The 13,987-nt window shown below is 46.7% G+C and carries 14 protein-coding genes; 8 read left to right on the top strand and 6 right to left on the bottom strand.

What is annotated here, in order from left to right; genetic code table 11:
- Positions 1 to 37 precede the first annotated feature (37 nt).
- Together rfbB and rfbD are read left to right on the top strand one after the other, a co-directional pair.
- On the top strand, positions 38 to 1,093 hold the full coding sequence (gene rfbB / locus BLW34_RS01235; RefSeq protein WP_090574514.1) for a dTDP-glucose 4,6-dehydratase: 1,056 nt from the start codon (positions 38 to 40) through the stop codon (positions 1,091 to 1,093).
- Positions 1,090 to 1,986: a dTDP-4-dehydrorhamnose reductase gene (rfbD, locus tag BLW34_RS01240; RefSeq protein ID WP_090574516.1), complete on the top strand. Its 897-nt coding sequence runs from the start codon at positions 1,090 to 1,092 to the stop codon at positions 1,984 to 1,986. Before rfbB ends, rfbD begins: the two co-directional genes overlap by 4 nt.
- 9 nt (positions 1,987 to 1,995) lie before the next feature.
- On the opposite strand, the gene BLW34_RS01245 is transcribed toward rfbD, so the two are convergent.
- Entirely contained in the window at positions 1,996 to 2,943 is a 948-nt protein-coding gene (locus BLW34_RS01245; protein ID WP_090574518.1) for a S49 family peptidase, read from the bottom strand.
- A 151-nt stretch (positions 2,944 to 3,094) separates the two neighbouring features.
- Complete coding sequence (locus BLW34_RS01250) at positions 3,095 to 3,769, bottom strand: YiaD family glycine zipper/OmpA-like lipoprotein (protein ID WP_090574520.1); 675 nt, start codon at positions 3,767 to 3,769, stop codon at positions 3,095 to 3,097.
- A 140-nt stretch (positions 3,770 to 3,909) separates the two neighbouring features.
- On the opposite strand from BLW34_RS01250, the gene BLW34_RS01255 reads away from it, so the two are divergent.
- The 5 genes from BLW34_RS01255 (at position 3,910) to BLW34_RS01275 (ending at position 7,257) form a co-directional block, all read left to right on the top strand.
- The gene (locus BLW34_RS01255; protein ID WP_090539534.1) at positions 3,910 to 4,164 is read left to right on the top strand and encodes a Rho-binding antiterminator; all 255 of its coding nucleotides are present in this window, start codon (positions 3,910 to 3,912) and stop codon (positions 4,162 to 4,164) included.
- 442 nt (positions 4,165 to 4,606) lie between these two features.
- Positions 4,607 to 4,939, top strand: coding sequence for a ribosome hibernation-promoting factor, HPF/YfiA family (gene hpf / locus BLW34_RS01260; RefSeq protein WP_090539385.1), 333 nt, complete (start codon positions 4,607 to 4,609; stop codon positions 4,937 to 4,939).
- A gap of 263 nt (positions 4,940 to 5,202) precedes the next feature.
- The gene (locus BLW34_RS01265; protein WP_090539532.1) at positions 5,203 to 5,673 is read left to right on the top strand and encodes a PTS sugar transporter subunit IIA; all 471 of its coding nucleotides are present in this window, start codon (positions 5,203 to 5,205) and stop codon (positions 5,671 to 5,673) included.
- On the top strand, positions 5,660 to 6,607 hold the full coding sequence (gene hprK / locus BLW34_RS01270) for an HPr(Ser) kinase/phosphatase (RefSeq protein WP_090574522.1): 948 nt from the start codon (positions 5,660 to 5,662) through the stop codon (positions 6,605 to 6,607). The genes BLW34_RS01265 and hprK overlap by 14 nt, the downstream gene beginning before the upstream one ends.
- A 35-nt stretch (positions 6,608 to 6,642) precedes the next feature.
- Complete coding sequence (locus BLW34_RS01275) at positions 6,643 to 7,257, top strand: flavin prenyltransferase UbiX (RefSeq protein WP_090539381.1); 615 nt, start codon at positions 6,643 to 6,645, stop codon at positions 7,255 to 7,257.
- Between the two features lie 26 nt (positions 7,258 to 7,283).
- On the opposite strand, the gene BLW34_RS01280 is transcribed toward BLW34_RS01275, so the two are convergent.
- The 4 genes from BLW34_RS01280 to BLW34_RS01300 all read right to left on the bottom strand — a co-directional run bounded on the left by BLW34_RS01280 (position 7,284) and on the right by BLW34_RS01300 (position 13,260).
- Positions 7,284 to 7,910: a 5-formyltetrahydrofolate cyclo-ligase gene (locus BLW34_RS01280; protein ID WP_090574524.1), complete on the bottom strand. Its 627-nt coding sequence runs from the start codon at positions 7,908 to 7,910 to the stop codon at positions 7,284 to 7,286.
- A gap of 297 nt (positions 7,911 to 8,207) precedes the next feature.
- On the bottom strand, positions 8,208 to 9,275 hold the full coding sequence (mutY, locus tag BLW34_RS01290; RefSeq protein WP_090574528.1) for an A/G-specific adenine glycosylase: 1,068 nt from the start codon (positions 9,273 to 9,275) through the stop codon (positions 8,208 to 8,210).
- Positions 9,276 to 9,352: 77 nt separating this feature from the next.
- On the bottom strand, positions 9,353 to 12,694 hold the full coding sequence (locus tag BLW34_RS01295) for a DUF748 domain-containing protein (protein ID WP_090574530.1): 3,342 nt from the start codon (positions 12,692 to 12,694) through the stop codon (positions 9,353 to 9,355).
- A 98-nt stretch (positions 12,695 to 12,792) separates the two neighbouring features.
- Positions 12,793 to 13,260 (bottom strand): FKBP-type peptidyl-prolyl cis-trans isomerase, encoded by a 468-nt coding sequence (locus tag BLW34_RS01300; protein ID WP_090574532.1) that lies wholly within the window; start codon positions 13,258 to 13,260, stop codon positions 12,793 to 12,795.
- A gap of 244 nt (positions 13,261 to 13,504) precedes the next feature.
- Between BLW34_RS01300 and BLW34_RS01305 the strand changes: the two genes are divergently transcribed.
- Positions 13,505 to 13,957, top strand: a complete 453-nt coding sequence (locus BLW34_RS01305) for a YbaN family protein (RefSeq protein ID WP_090574534.1) — start codon at positions 13,505 to 13,507, stop codon at positions 13,955 to 13,957.
- The last annotated feature ends 30 nt before the right edge of the window (positions 13,958 to 13,987 follow it).

The raw sequence follows: 13,987 nt of genomic DNA on the forward strand, positions 1-13,987 counted from the left end.
TCAAAATGACTTTTCAAACAACTTTTCGGAAAGAAATATGATTCTAGTAACAGGTGGGGCAGGATTTATTGGGGCAAATTTCGTACTGGACTGGCTGGCGCAATCGGATGAGCCCGTCATTAATTTCGATAAATTGACTTACGCGGGCAATCTGCAGAATTTGGTTTCATTAGAGGGAGATCTGCGGCACATCTTTGTGCAAGGTGATATTAACGATCACCAGAAAATGGCCACATTGCTGATGAGATTTCAGCCTCGTGCGATCATCCATCTGGCAGCAGAAAGTCATGTTGATCGTTCCATTCATGGGCCGGAAGAATTCATTCAGACAAATATCGTGGGCACCTTCCGGTTACTGGAGACAGTCTACCATTACTGGAAAGAGCAGGAAGGGAAGACTCGACAAGATTTCCGCTTTCTTCATGTATCAACGGATGAAGTGTATGGTTCTCTCTCTAAAGATGCGCCTGCTTTTACGGAAACACACCGCTATCAGCCCAATAGTCCTTATTCAGCCAGCAAGGCCTCCAGTGACCAACTGGTACGTGCTTATCATCATACCTATGGGCTGCCCACCCTGATCACGAATTGCTCCAACAACTATGGCGCGTTTCAGTTTCCGGAAAAGCTCATTCCATTAATGATCGTGAACGCATTGGCGGGTAAGCCATTGCCGATATATGGAGATGGTCAGCAAATCCGTGACTGGCTTTATGTGAAGGACCATTGTAGTGCCATTCGCCGAGCACTGGAGGCCGGCGTCCCTGGAGAAACTTACAATATCGGAGGCTGGAATGAAAAAACCAATATGGAGATTGTGGATACCATTTGTAATTTGCTCAAGGAGTTTCGTCCTGCTGATTACCATAAATTAATCAAATATGTAGCGGATCGTCCAGGTCATGACCGCCGCTATGCTATCGATGCACGTAAAATCGAACGGGAGCTAGACTGGAGACCCGTTGAAACATTTGAAACGGGTATTCGTAAAACCGTCCAATGGTATTTGGATAATCAGGATTGGGTTGCCAATGTCCAGTCCGGCGAGTATCGGCAGTGGATTGAAACCCACTATCAGGGACAGGCCGAGTGAAGATACTGTTATTCGGAAAGAATGGACAGGTCGGCTGGGAGCTGCAACGCAGCTTGATGCCGCTTGGCGAAGTGGTGGCACTGGATAGATCCAGTCAGGAATATTGCGGTGATTTGGCCGATCTGACAGGGATTGCGCAGACCGTGCGAGCGGTTGCGCCAGATGTCATCATCAATGCCGCCGCCTATACCGCAGTTGATCAGGCTGAGGCTGAGCGAGGCCTCGCATATCGAATCAATGTCGAAGCACCGGCCGTTTTAGCGCAGGAAGCGCGCCATATAAATGCCTGGCTGGTCCACTACTCGACGGATTATGTGTTTGATGGCAGCGGCGATCAGCCATGGAGCGAATCTGATTTGCCATCACCTTTGAATGTTTATGGCCAAACCAAATTGCAGGGAGAAGAGGCTATTCGCAGCGCTGGCTGCCGACATCTGATTTTCCGAACGAGCTGGGTTTATGCTGCGCGGGGTAACAATTTTGCTAAAACCATGCTGCGTCTGGCGCGGGAACGTGATCAGCTTACAGTCATCGATGATCAGATGGGCGCTCCTACGGGAGCTGACTTGCTTGCCGATGCTACTGCCCACGCAGTTTTAATGGCATTGAAGCAACCTGAGGTAGCCGGACTTTATCACCTGGTCGCAGACGGGGAGGTCTCGTGGTATGGCTATGCCCGCTTTATACTCGATTTTGCAAGAGAACATGCTTGCGCAATCAAGGTTCAGTCAGACGCCATTCTGCCAGTGGCCAGTCGTGTTTTTGCCACAGCCGCAAAGCGCCCGCTTAACTCTCGCTTGAAGACTGAGAAATTCCGGCGTACCTTTGGATTAAATATTCCTCAGTGGCAAATGGGCGTTGCTCGAATGCTGACTGAGGTACTTGAGAAATGATGACAAGCATTATCGCAATTGCCAGTTTTCCGTTCTAGCCAGCAGATTAGCGGTCATTCTGCCGAAACGCTTGGCAAAATGCTCAGCCAATCCTTCCTTGGTAGTAAAATCAACCATGCGCTCAGTCTTGATGATTTCTCGGGCAACGTATTCAGCGCTGCCCAGCGCATCGACAAGGCCGAGGTCAATGCTCTTCTCGCCGGTCCAGAGCAATCCGCTGAAAATCTCCGGCGTATTCTTCAAGCGGTCACCTCTGCCGTGTTGCACCACCTGGATGAACTGCTGATGAATTTCAGCCAGCATTTGTTTGGCGTGATCTCGTTGCTTGGGATCAGAAGGTAGAAAAGGATCCAGGAAACCTTTATTTTCTCCTGCGGTGAGCAGGCGTCGCTCGACACCCAGCTTTTCGAGGGTGCCCGTAAAACCAAAGCTATCCAGTATGACGCCGATTGAACCAACGACGCTTGCTTTATCCACGAAGATTTTGTCGGCAGCCACTGCAACGTAATAGCCTCCTGAAGCGCAAATGTCCTCTACAACAGCATAAAGTGGAATTTGCGGATATTCCGCCCGTAACCGGCGAATTTCGTCATTGATATAGCCTGCTTGAACCGGGCTGCCTCCCGGACTGTTGATTCGCAGGATAACACCCGCAGTGTTTTTGTCTTTAAAGGCTTTTTGCAAAGCCGCGTTAACATTGCCTGCGCTCCCCATGCTGTCAGGCTTGATTTCACCACGTAAATCAACGAGCGCAGCATGTTTGTCAGAAGTTCCGACAGTTTCATCCCCAACCCAACCTAATCCCCAGAAAAGTAAAACGTAAAGGTAAATAAAAGTGAGCGATTTAAAGAAAATGCCCCAATAACGCGCGCGACGCTGCTCCTGTAAAGATGAAAATACTAGCTTTTCCAGCATTTCCTTCTCCCAGCCTTCTTTACGATTTGTTGGATCTGTCATAGCTTCCTAAACTCTTTAGAATTATTTTTCTGAAAATGGAGATGAGTATGGTTAGAATATTTTTGAAATTCTACACGCATTACATTGAATGGTACGACTGTCTGTGTCAATAAACAGTCGTACTTTTTTAAAGTTCCTGATGCTCCATATCTCACTGTTGAGGTAGCGCAGGTGATGATGCTTGCTGCTCCATGACAAAGATTTCAACCCGGCGATTCTTGGCTCGATTATAAGAGCTATCGTTAGGTGCGACAGGTTGAGACGAACCACGGCCATCGATCTGGATACGCTGAATAGGTACGTTGCGGCTGACCAAGTAATCGCGTGTACTGGCGGCCCGATTGACTGATAAAGGATTGTTAATGGCATCATTGCCGGTATTATCAGTGTGCCCCACAATCATCACCGTTGTGCTGGGATTATTAAGCAGGCTGGTCGCAAAGCTATCGAGAATGGGCCTGAAATTGGACTTAATATCTGCGCGCCCCGTATCGAACGAGATATCACTTGGGATATTGAGCATCAGGCGATTATCTGCTGTTTGTGAAACTTGTACACCGGTACCGGCTGTTGCCGCTTCCATCTGCTTTCTTTGCTCTTCCATTCTTTGCGACCATAGGTAGCCTGCTCCTGCGCCCAGTACAGCGCCTGAACCTGCGCCAATCGCAGCACCTTTGCCACCGCCTATGAGTGCACCAATCACCGCTCCCGTGCCTGCGCCAACGGCCGCGCCTTGCGTGGTGCCACGTTGGGTATCAGTCATGGCGGCACAGCCGCCGAGCATCAGTGAAATTGTAAGAATTGTGATGGTCATCCGGGTCGTCATAAATGCCTCCTGAGTAAATAGTAAACTGTACTGTAGCAGAAGAAGCAAAAAATTCAATCTTCGTTATCTTTATGGCAGTGCGCTACCATTTTTCACTGATAGCGTTAAAATCACTTTTTTCTAAAAGGATTGAATACATCATGACGCAACAACTCATTGCATGTGAACTTCATGATTATATTGAAGTGGCTTGCATGTATGGCTATCAGGTGAGACTTATTTTAAAAGATCAGCAAGTCTTTGAGGGTAAGGCAAAAGATATTGTAACAACCACAGAAAAACGTGAATTCCTGGTTATCGATAATGAACAGGGGCCACAGCAAGTTGAGTTGATACAACTCGAAAAAATACAGGTGTTGACGCCAAATGCACAGTTTAAAGAAGTTGTATTCTGATTATTATCTTGCCATTGAGCTAACGGGGGGAGGGGGAGCGTCTTCTTTCTCCGGGGCAATCCCTGAATAGGGTTAGTTCAGCCAATCATCACTAATGATTCCGAGTAGAGAGGTTATTGAGTGAAATAGCCGTCGTTTTGCCAGACCCTATTACTGTCGTTTATCGTCTGCACTATTCCAGTATCTGGTATGATCGCTGCTCACAGGATTTTGCAAAGAGCCTCTTTAAAGAATGATGTTTTTTCTTGATATTTTGCCCGTAATAGCTAGATAGTAGGTACAACCCAGCAGTAGAGTGATCCCAAATTAATCAGGTCGTATATGCAATTCTTGTAGTGCCGATGGATAAATGATAATCAAAATTTAAGTCTTGAGGTCTTACACAAAAATGATTTGCATTGCCTGGCGTTAAATATTTAATTGTTTAAATTAAGGAGACATCATGAATTTGAATCTTACCGGAAACCATGTAGAAATCACGCCAGCCATGCGTGATTATGTGAATTCTAAAATAGACAAGATTGCTCGGCATTTTGATCATGTGATTGAAGTGAATGTCATTTTGTCAGTAGAAAAACATAAACAAAAAGCTGAAGCCAATGTGCATATCCGCGGCAAAGATATTTTTGTCGAGGCAGAGGGTGTCGATATGTATGCTTCGATCGACAGTCTTGTGGACAAGCTTGACCGGCAACTTCTTAAGTATAAGGAAAAGAATATAGAGCGTCGTAATCATGACGCACTAAAAAATCAGGAATTTGATCACCCTGAGTAACACCCGATCAACTTAATAGAAAATTGCAGTGCCAGAGATTATCCTGCTTTATCAACACCTGCTGACCTGGAACAGGGTTAAGGTCCAGGAATAAAAGAACGATGACATATCGAGATGATTGAAGATATGTTGCCAATACAAGCTGATCTTCCCAATCTTATACAAATCCGCCTAAATACAGCTTTTATTTCGATGTCAAAAAGATAATTTCTGGCGAAATGTACTATGTTACGTTTATCGAGGGTAATTTTTATTTTCTTTTTATGAATCTTATTTCACAGTTAATACCTGAATCAAATGTGATCGTCGATCTGGATGTCGCCAGTAAAAAGCGTGTCTTTGAGCAGGCTGGATTATTATTTGAGAACACGTTACACGTCGCACGCAGTCAGGTTTTTGATAGCTTGTTCGCGCGAGAAAGGTTGGGTTCTACCGGCCTTGGCCAAGGTGTAGCGATTCCACATGGTAGGATCAAGGGGCTTCGTGAAGCAGCGGCTGCTTTGGTTAGAATAAAAGAAGCCATACCCTTTGATGCTCCGGATGGTTTGCCCGTCAATATCGCTTGTATTCTCCTTGTACCTGAGAAGGCGACTGATAAACATCTGCAAATTTTAAGCGAGCTGGCGCAAATGTTTAGCGATAAAAGTTTTCGTGAAAAATTACTTCTGAGCAAGGATGCAAAGGAGATCCATCAACTTATCACTGACTGGACGCCTCATAATGTCTCAAATTAGCATTACCCAGCTATTTGAGGGTAGTCAGGATAAATTGAGCCTGACCTGGGATTGCGGGCAGGAGTATGGCAGCAAACAGCTTGATAATGACGCCATGGCTAAATCCGCTCAAGGAATGATTGGCCTCCTCAATTTTATTCATCCCAACTGGATACAGGTGCTGAGTAGTATTGCTATTGATTATCTCAATCAGCTTGATCCTTTGCCACTGCAGAAGAAATTCCAGCAATTAGCTCAAAGTGATTTAACATGTATGGTCGTGGCTGATGGTGCCTTGGTTTCTGATGCATTGAGATCATTCGCTATAAGCAAACAAGCACCGATACTTTGTTCAACTTGTTCAAGTCTGGAAGTAATCTGGGTGTTGCGTTCCTTTCTGGCTAAAGTACTGGCGCCGAGTATCAGCAAACATGGCGTGTTATTGGATGTTCTGGGAATGGGCGTGCTGATAACGGGTGAAAGCGGGGTGGGTAAAAGCGAATTGGCGTTGGAGTTAATCAGTCGTGGTCATGGGTTGGTGGCGGACGATGTCGTCGAATTGCGCCGTATCGGACCAGAAACACTTGAGGGGTCGTGTCCACTGATATTACGTGATTATCTTGAGGTGCGCGGGCTTGGCATGTTGAATATCCGTACTATTTTTGGAGAAACCGCGGTTCGCCGGCGCAAGAACATGAAATTGATCGTTCATTTAGAGAAATCTAGTGGCTCGGATATCAGTTCGTTTGAACGGCTGCCCCTGAGTAATCTCAATGAGAATATTTTGAGTGTAACCATACGCAAAGTGATTATTCCCGTTGCCGCAGGACGAAATCTGGCAGTATTGGTAGAAGCTGCGGTCAGGAATTATATTTTGCAGTTACGCGGAATTGACAGCACCCAGGAATTCATCAAGCGTCATGAGCAGGAAATGAATGGTCATGCCTCAGAATAATATTTGAGATTCTATGTTTATTTTTTTATCTTGAGATGAGTGCTGCGCGGACGATCACGCTTGCCTTTACAGGGGCCTCCGGAATGCCTTATGGCATTCGTCTGTTAGAAATGTTACTGGCTCAGGGTATTCGCGTTTATTTGTTGTATTCGCAAGTGGCGCAGATCGTGGCCCAGCAGGAGATGAAATTGATGCTTCCTTCCCGTGCGCAGGAAGCAGAGGCATTTTTCAATGACTACTTCAATGCAGAAAAAGGATTACTCAAGGTATTTGGGCGAGAAGAGTGGTTCGCGCCAGTAGCCTCCGGCTCTAACCCGGCTGATGCGATGGTGATTTGCCCCTGTACGATGGGAACATTGTCGGCTGTTGCTTCAGGCTTGAATCAGAAGTTAATCGAGCGCGCAGCAGATGTCATGCTCAAGGAAAACCGCAAGCTTATTTTAGTGCCGCGTGAAATGCCATTTTCTGTGATTCATCTCGAAAATATGTTACGGCTTGCACGCTGTGGTGCGATTATCCTGCCAGCGAATCCTGGGTTTTATCATCATCCTCAGAGCATACAGGATATCGTCGATTTTGTGGTCGCACGTATTCTGGATCATCTGGGGGTTGCTCATACGTTGATGCCACGTTGGGGCGAGGAAAGCTAAGGCAAAGTTTTTCACCAGAGCTGACGCTATTCCAGCGCATTTTCCATGGCGCACATCTCCCGCGAAATCGGCTGTAACACATGATCAGCTAAACAATAGACGGTTTTTTCGGTGACGATATAATCCATCGCAATATCGTGTTCATGGGGATAAATGGTCGGTAGGTGGAGCAACTCAAAAGCAATACCGATGGTTAATGGCCGAGGATGGATTGCAGCCAGAGTGCGATCAAAAAAACCACTGCCATAACCTAACCGGTAACCTTGATTATCAAACCCTATCATTGGGATAACTGCGGCGTGGATGACCACTTGCTCGGTATCGTGAGGCATAGCGATGCCGTAGGCATCTTTTCTCATAGGGGCCTGCGGCCACCATTTGCGGAATTTTAACGGTTGATGCGGACCAATCACTTCAGGTAACGCCAACGTTGCTCCACGAGCAGATAAATACGCCATTACCGGTGCTGGATCGTATTCGCCTTGGTAGGGTGAATAAAATCCCACACAGCGTTGCTGCAGGACGGGGAAGCCTTGTGTGAGTGAGGTAGTAATCGCTTCACTCCAGACGGAGCGCTCTGCAACAGTAATTTGTTTTCGGCGCGCTATCAAATAAGCGCGTTGTTGTTTTCGCCATTCTCGCCAGTTATCCATAGGGCGGCTATTCTAACCTAGAAACAGAAACTGTAGTTGGGCGAGATGGGGGGGGGTGGTTTTTTTGCGAGCTTTTGCTTTACGGCGAAGCGCCTGCTTATCCTGCCTGAGGGAAAGTACAAGGTGCAATGATTCGAAATACATTCCAGGAAGTTGTGACGTCGCGAGGTGCGCAGAAAATCGTGCGATCCATTTCGTAGCGGGCTTACCCATTGGATGAGTCTGTTATTTAAGAGTATTTCTATTGTAAACATGCGCTTAGAGATATTGTGAGGCAGTCAACCATGGTTTCTAGGTTTAATGCGCCAGAAGCTGTTGCCGGAAGACAGTTTTCAGCAAAATTTTTCTAACAGGCGCTGGGATGGCTAATTGCAATGCATCATCAATGGTTATCCATATTTCATGATCCGTTTTCCTGCGAGGCCGATTGATGATTTGCAGTAATTGCGTATAGATTCGCAGTTTAAAGTGGGTAAAGGTGTGATCAAGGGGAGGTAACTCAGCGAAGAGTGCTGCATCCATCCCAAGAAATTGCATGCAGTAAATCTGGCTGCTGTTATCCATCTGCCTTTCTGGCAGACACCATAGTCCGCCCCAGATGCCTGGGCTTGGCCGTTTTTCAAGCAAAATCTTGTCTTGATCGATCAGTATCAAAAAAGTAGTTTCCTTACTGGGTAATGGCTTTCTGGGTTTGGGGGTGGGTAGGCTAGCTACGCGATGTTCTCTGAAAGCAACGCAATCCGGCTGCAATGGACAACGCGAACATCTGGGCTGATGACGCGTACACACGGTTGCACCCAGATCCATCAGCGCTTGGGTATAAGTAGCCATATGTTGTGCAGCATTTTCTTCTGGAAGGAGCGCTTCCGCTTTCTGCCACAAGAGTGCTTCAGTTTTTTTCTCTCCTGGATAGCCGATGATGCCAAAGTAGCGAGTCAACACGCGCTTGACGTTCCCATCCAGTATCGCGCAACGTTCGCCATACGCGAAAGCAGCGATGGCGGCAGCCGTAGAGCGGCCTATGCCTGGGAGCTGCTGAATTTCCGCTGCATGCTGTGGAAACCTGCCCTGATGATACTCCGCCATCTGGCAGGCTGCTTTATGTAGATTGCGGCCGCGCGAGTAATAGCCAAGGCCACTCCATAAAGCGAGTACCGCGTCAATAGAAGCTTTAGCGAGGCATTCGATATCCGGAAAAGCTTCCAGGAAACGCTGGTAATAGGGGATTACCGTCATCACCTGTGTTTGTTGCAGCATGATTTCCGCGATCCAGATGGCGTAAGGATCGCGTGTTCCCTGCCAGGGCAGCCCATGCCGGCCATGCTGAGTTTGCCAAAGAATCAGGGTATTAGCGAAGGTTGACATTGTTTCAATGGATAGGGGAGTGCGGTGATCTGTTTCTTGGCTGGGTATGCTGAGGAGGTAGATGCTGCTGGAATATGTTACTGGATGGAAAACACCACATGACTGTTAGGTTGCTGGCCTGCGCTTGCTGATTCTACTTTTGTCCCCAGCACGAATATGCGCTCGCTGGAAATGCTACCTTGCTCAATTAACCAATGGAGAACGGTGCTTGCTCTGTGCTGGGCGAGCTCATGCAGTTCCTCATCGCTGATCGTGGTGTGAGCGAGTATAAGTTGTTCCATTTCGTCTATGGGTAGGCTTTTAGTCAATCCGATGATATTTTTGGGTTTTTCAAAATGGGCTTCCTTATAGACACGCGTGAGATAGTGGGCATATTCTTTTTCATCCAGCTCGATTTCCTCTAGTGAACCAATGGCTTGTCCTTTTTTCACGCTTTCGGAAAGTTTCTGAGCTTTTATTCTGCGATCGAGTAATGCTCGTTTGAGTTCTTCATGATCGTTGACTGGATCCGCGAAACCCGTAATTTCGAGTTTGAGCGCAGGGCGTTCCATCAGGGCTGATGAGAGCGCTTGAAGGCGTTTCTCCATTTCAGGTTCAAGCGTAGCATGGCCTGATGGAAAGCTGATCTCTGACAATTCTTCTCCATCTCCGAGCAGCGAGCCCAGCAGGGAAAACGGTGCTGTGATGGCTTTGGTAAGCAAATTAACGAATGCCTTCCAGATAATTCCACTTAAACTGAACTCTGGGTCGTTAATCGATCCGCTAACTGGCAGATGAATATCAATTTCACCATGCCGATTCTTAAGCAGGGATATTGCAAGATCCAGGGGTAATGACGCAGCCTCGGGACTGTCTATTTTATCTCCCAGAACGAATTGGTCAAGAAAGATGTTGTTTTTGGCTTTCAGCTCACCCTGTTCAATATGATAGTTAACGTCGACCGAGAGTTTCCCTTTTTCAATGACATAGCCAATATATTTGCCTGCATAGGGACTGAAAGTCGGCATGTCAATCCCTTTGACAACTGACACAATATCCAGAAAGAGTTGCCCGCTGAATGGGTCGATCGTTCCAGAGATTTGCAACGGAGCAGATTTATCGACTGAGCCACGGATATCTATTTTTCCAGATTTACCCGGATGAAGCGGTCCGATTTGTCCTTTGAGCCCAGTCAAATTAGCCCGATAGTTCGGCTTGATGAATTGATCTGCAAAATTGACATGACCATTTCGTAAGATAATCTTATCGATACGAACGGGCAAAGGCGCATTTGCGGTGGCGTCAACAGGTACAGCCTTGTTAACAGATTCGGCCGATGCAGAGACCGGTGCTGGTGCAGGTGCAGGTGCCTGGGCAGTTCCTTCCTGACGCACAAGGTTGCGAAGGTTGAGTTCTTTGCTCGGTAATAAAATTACATGAGCATAAAAATCAGAGAGTTCAATGGAGGTAATATCCACTCGCAGTGGTTCGTTGATAAACTGAATGCCTGTGAAATCAATGTTTTTCCAGCGAAGCAGCTCGGAGGCTTTGATCTTGTCCAGTACATTGAATTTGGTAAGTTGCCCTTTTCCATTTAGGGCTATCTTGAGCGGATTTCCATCGGCCTTGAGATGACCCTGGAAAGAGATGTCACCTTGTGTGAGTAGGGCGTTTAATCGATCGCCCGCCCAGCCCTGTAATGGCACAAGATCGACATGCTGGAGATCGATCGCGAGATTAGTTGCTAAAGGTGCCCATGCGAGAGAGCCTTTGGCTTCGATACTGCCACGCTGATTAACTTTTGCCTGAAGTATCAGATCCAGTGGTTTGATACCACTTAAATCAATATTGTCGATCACTAAATCCAATGAATCAATGTTCATCGGTACGACCTTTGTCAACGTGTGATCTTCAAAGTGCAAGGTTGCACCGGTCAGTTTCACTTGATCGATTTGTGTTGTCCAGGCTTTGTCAGTTTCTGCAGCGGCAAGCGATGGAGTGGATTCTTCCGCTATTTTGCCCTGTTCAGCGGAAGGGGGGGCGGTATGAGCAGGTTTACGATCTGGGATCAGCACAACGGCTTGCTTCGAGAGCGATGCAATTTGCCTGGGCTTATTTGGAGAATGAGCTGTATCGGCAGGTTTTTTACCAGGAATAACGAGTCCAGGAGATACGGATGCTTGTGTTGATATGGGCAGCGATGATGATCCCGCTTCAGGCATACTATCTTCTGGTAGCGAAACGGGCGCGAATAGACGAGTTAAATCAAGCTGTCCATCAGTTTGCCGGCGTATCGAGGCGCTTGCTCCATCCAGTATCACCGGGCTAAGCTCTATATTTCGTTGAGTCCGATCGACCTTGATCGTGTCGATACTCAGTTTGGGTAAATGAATGACAGGCTTGGCTTCACCGAGACGTGTCAGCGCGGTATCTGCCAGCATTATCGCCGCCTGTAACGGTTTGGGGCCGGTTAAATTAGCTTCGTCTAGCGTTATATCAATTCGTTTCAGTTCCACCTTGTGCGGCGATTCAACCGCCCTGTTTTCAATGACCAGTTGTTTGAGTGCTGCATGCCCGGATAAACCAATGCTGGGTGCTTCGTCCGTTATTTGTGTGAAAGTCAATGATAAATCACTGTCCAGGCTCCCGGAAAGCAGGTGGATACCGATCGGAATGGGTGAATACTCGTCGATATCAGTGAGATCAATATCATTAAATTTGAGTGAGAGCGTGGCTTCTCGCTTATCAGAGAACGGATGCAGCTTACCATCGAGTGCGAAAGGGGCATCATTGATTTTGGCACTGAGATAAGGTTCAACCCAATTGACGTCTGCGCTTTTAAGATTGGCAATAAATGGAATTCTCAGCTCGATTTCAGCAATTCTCTGATGGCTTTTTTTGACTTGATCCTCAAATTCAAAGGAACCCCCCTCAATACTAATGTTGCTGACTGAAAATAGCATCTTGCTTTGCTTATCATTAGCCTGATCTTCAGGTTGTTTAAATTTTTCAATCAGATCGGAAATATTGAAACGATTCTTATCTTCACGTACTAGGTGCAGCCTGGGTGCCGCTAAGGTGACAGCGCTTACAATGGGCGCGAGGCGGGTAATCGATTCGATGCTTAGATCGACATACAATCGATCGAAAGCAAATAGAGCGCTGTCTGGATTGACCGCCGCTTTTTCTCCTACGCGAAAGCCTTGTACCGTGATTTCCATCGTGTAAGGTTGAATATCGATGGATTGAATAGTTACCGGCCGATTCAGCTTCTCGGATAGAATTGTCTCGAGCTTGGCTTTTGCATAGCCGGGCAACCAGTAATAGCCCAGCAATCCAAACAATGCCACCACCGAAATGACGGCACCGAAGCCAATAGCCAGGCGCTTGCCCGTTGAGAAACGATGTGCAGCTTTTAAAGGAGTTGAATCGGTTTCCATACAATCGTCTCCAAAAGTAGCTTGCAGGAGGTGGTAACGCGAAGTAAGCAGCGTCCATTCAGTAGGCTGATACCTGCGTTACCCGCTTGAATCTGTTGCTATTGCAAGCCGATCAGTTCAACATCAAAAACCAATGCCGCATTGGGTGGAATCACGTTGCTAGCACCGTGTGCGCCATAAGCCATATTGGGGGGGATAATCAACGTGCGCTGCCCACCAATTTTCATACCCAGTACCCCTTGGTCCCAGCCTTTGATGACACGTCCCGAGCCAAGCAGGAAGGAAAAGGGTTCCTTTCGATCATGTGAGCTATCGAACTTTGCTCCTTTTTTATCAGGGGCTGCCGCATCATAAAGCCAGCCAGTGTAATGTACCTTAACTGTTTTACCCACCACGGCTTCTTCACCAGTGCCGACCTTGGCGTCGATTTTTTGCAGCTCACTCACTTCGGATGTTGCAGCGTGCGGCTGCGTAGCATGTTCTTTGTAGGCAAAAGCACTCAGCGGTAACAATGTTAAGCTCAATAGAAAAAAGCCAAAACCCAATGAATTTTTTGTTTTAGACATGATAACCTCAAAAGAAAAATCAAAAAAATATATTACCCTTCAATAAATACCTCCGGCTATTATACTCACTACGCTTGATTCGTCATTGCGATCCATGTGGTTTCATGGATTAATTCTATCTATTCATGTGAGTGTACAATAACTTGACTCATTGCATGGTGTGCATTGATTAACCCGAATATTTCATAAATTCGCGTTAAGAGCATTTTATTTTTTGAGATTTTAGTAATTTAATTTTTTGCCGATGCAATTAAATGAACAAACGAATCAGGGCGAGGAGGGTGTGCACATCTTGCGCCTGCATGATTCACTTTTTATGCGCTGGCTTTATTTAGGGGTCGGCATCACGGCATTGCTGATGGGAATATTGGGTATTTTCTTGCCTATCCTGCCTACTACACCGTTTATCTTGCTGGCGGCAGCATGTTTTGCACGTAGCTCGGAGCGTTTTCACGATTTTTTGTTAAATAACCGTGTTACAGGTCCTATCATTTACGAGTGGTGTGTGCATCGCAGCATACCCCGTCGGGTCAAACGCTGGGTGTATCTGGTGATGGCCTTGTCATTTGGCAGTTCCATTCTGCTCGTGTCATCATCTTGTCTTAAACTCATGCTAGCCTTATTGGCTATCGTGCTGACGGTATTTATCTGGCGCGTGCCAGTCAGGGATATCGACATCCTTCCCAAAACAAATTGAAGCCAGAGAGATGTGCTAAACCTAAAATGA

It is taken from the genome of Nitrosomonas sp. Nm58, from assembly GCF_900107335.1.
Taxonomy (GTDB): domain Bacteria; phylum Pseudomonadota; class Gammaproteobacteria; order Burkholderiales; family Nitrosomonadaceae; genus Nitrosomonas.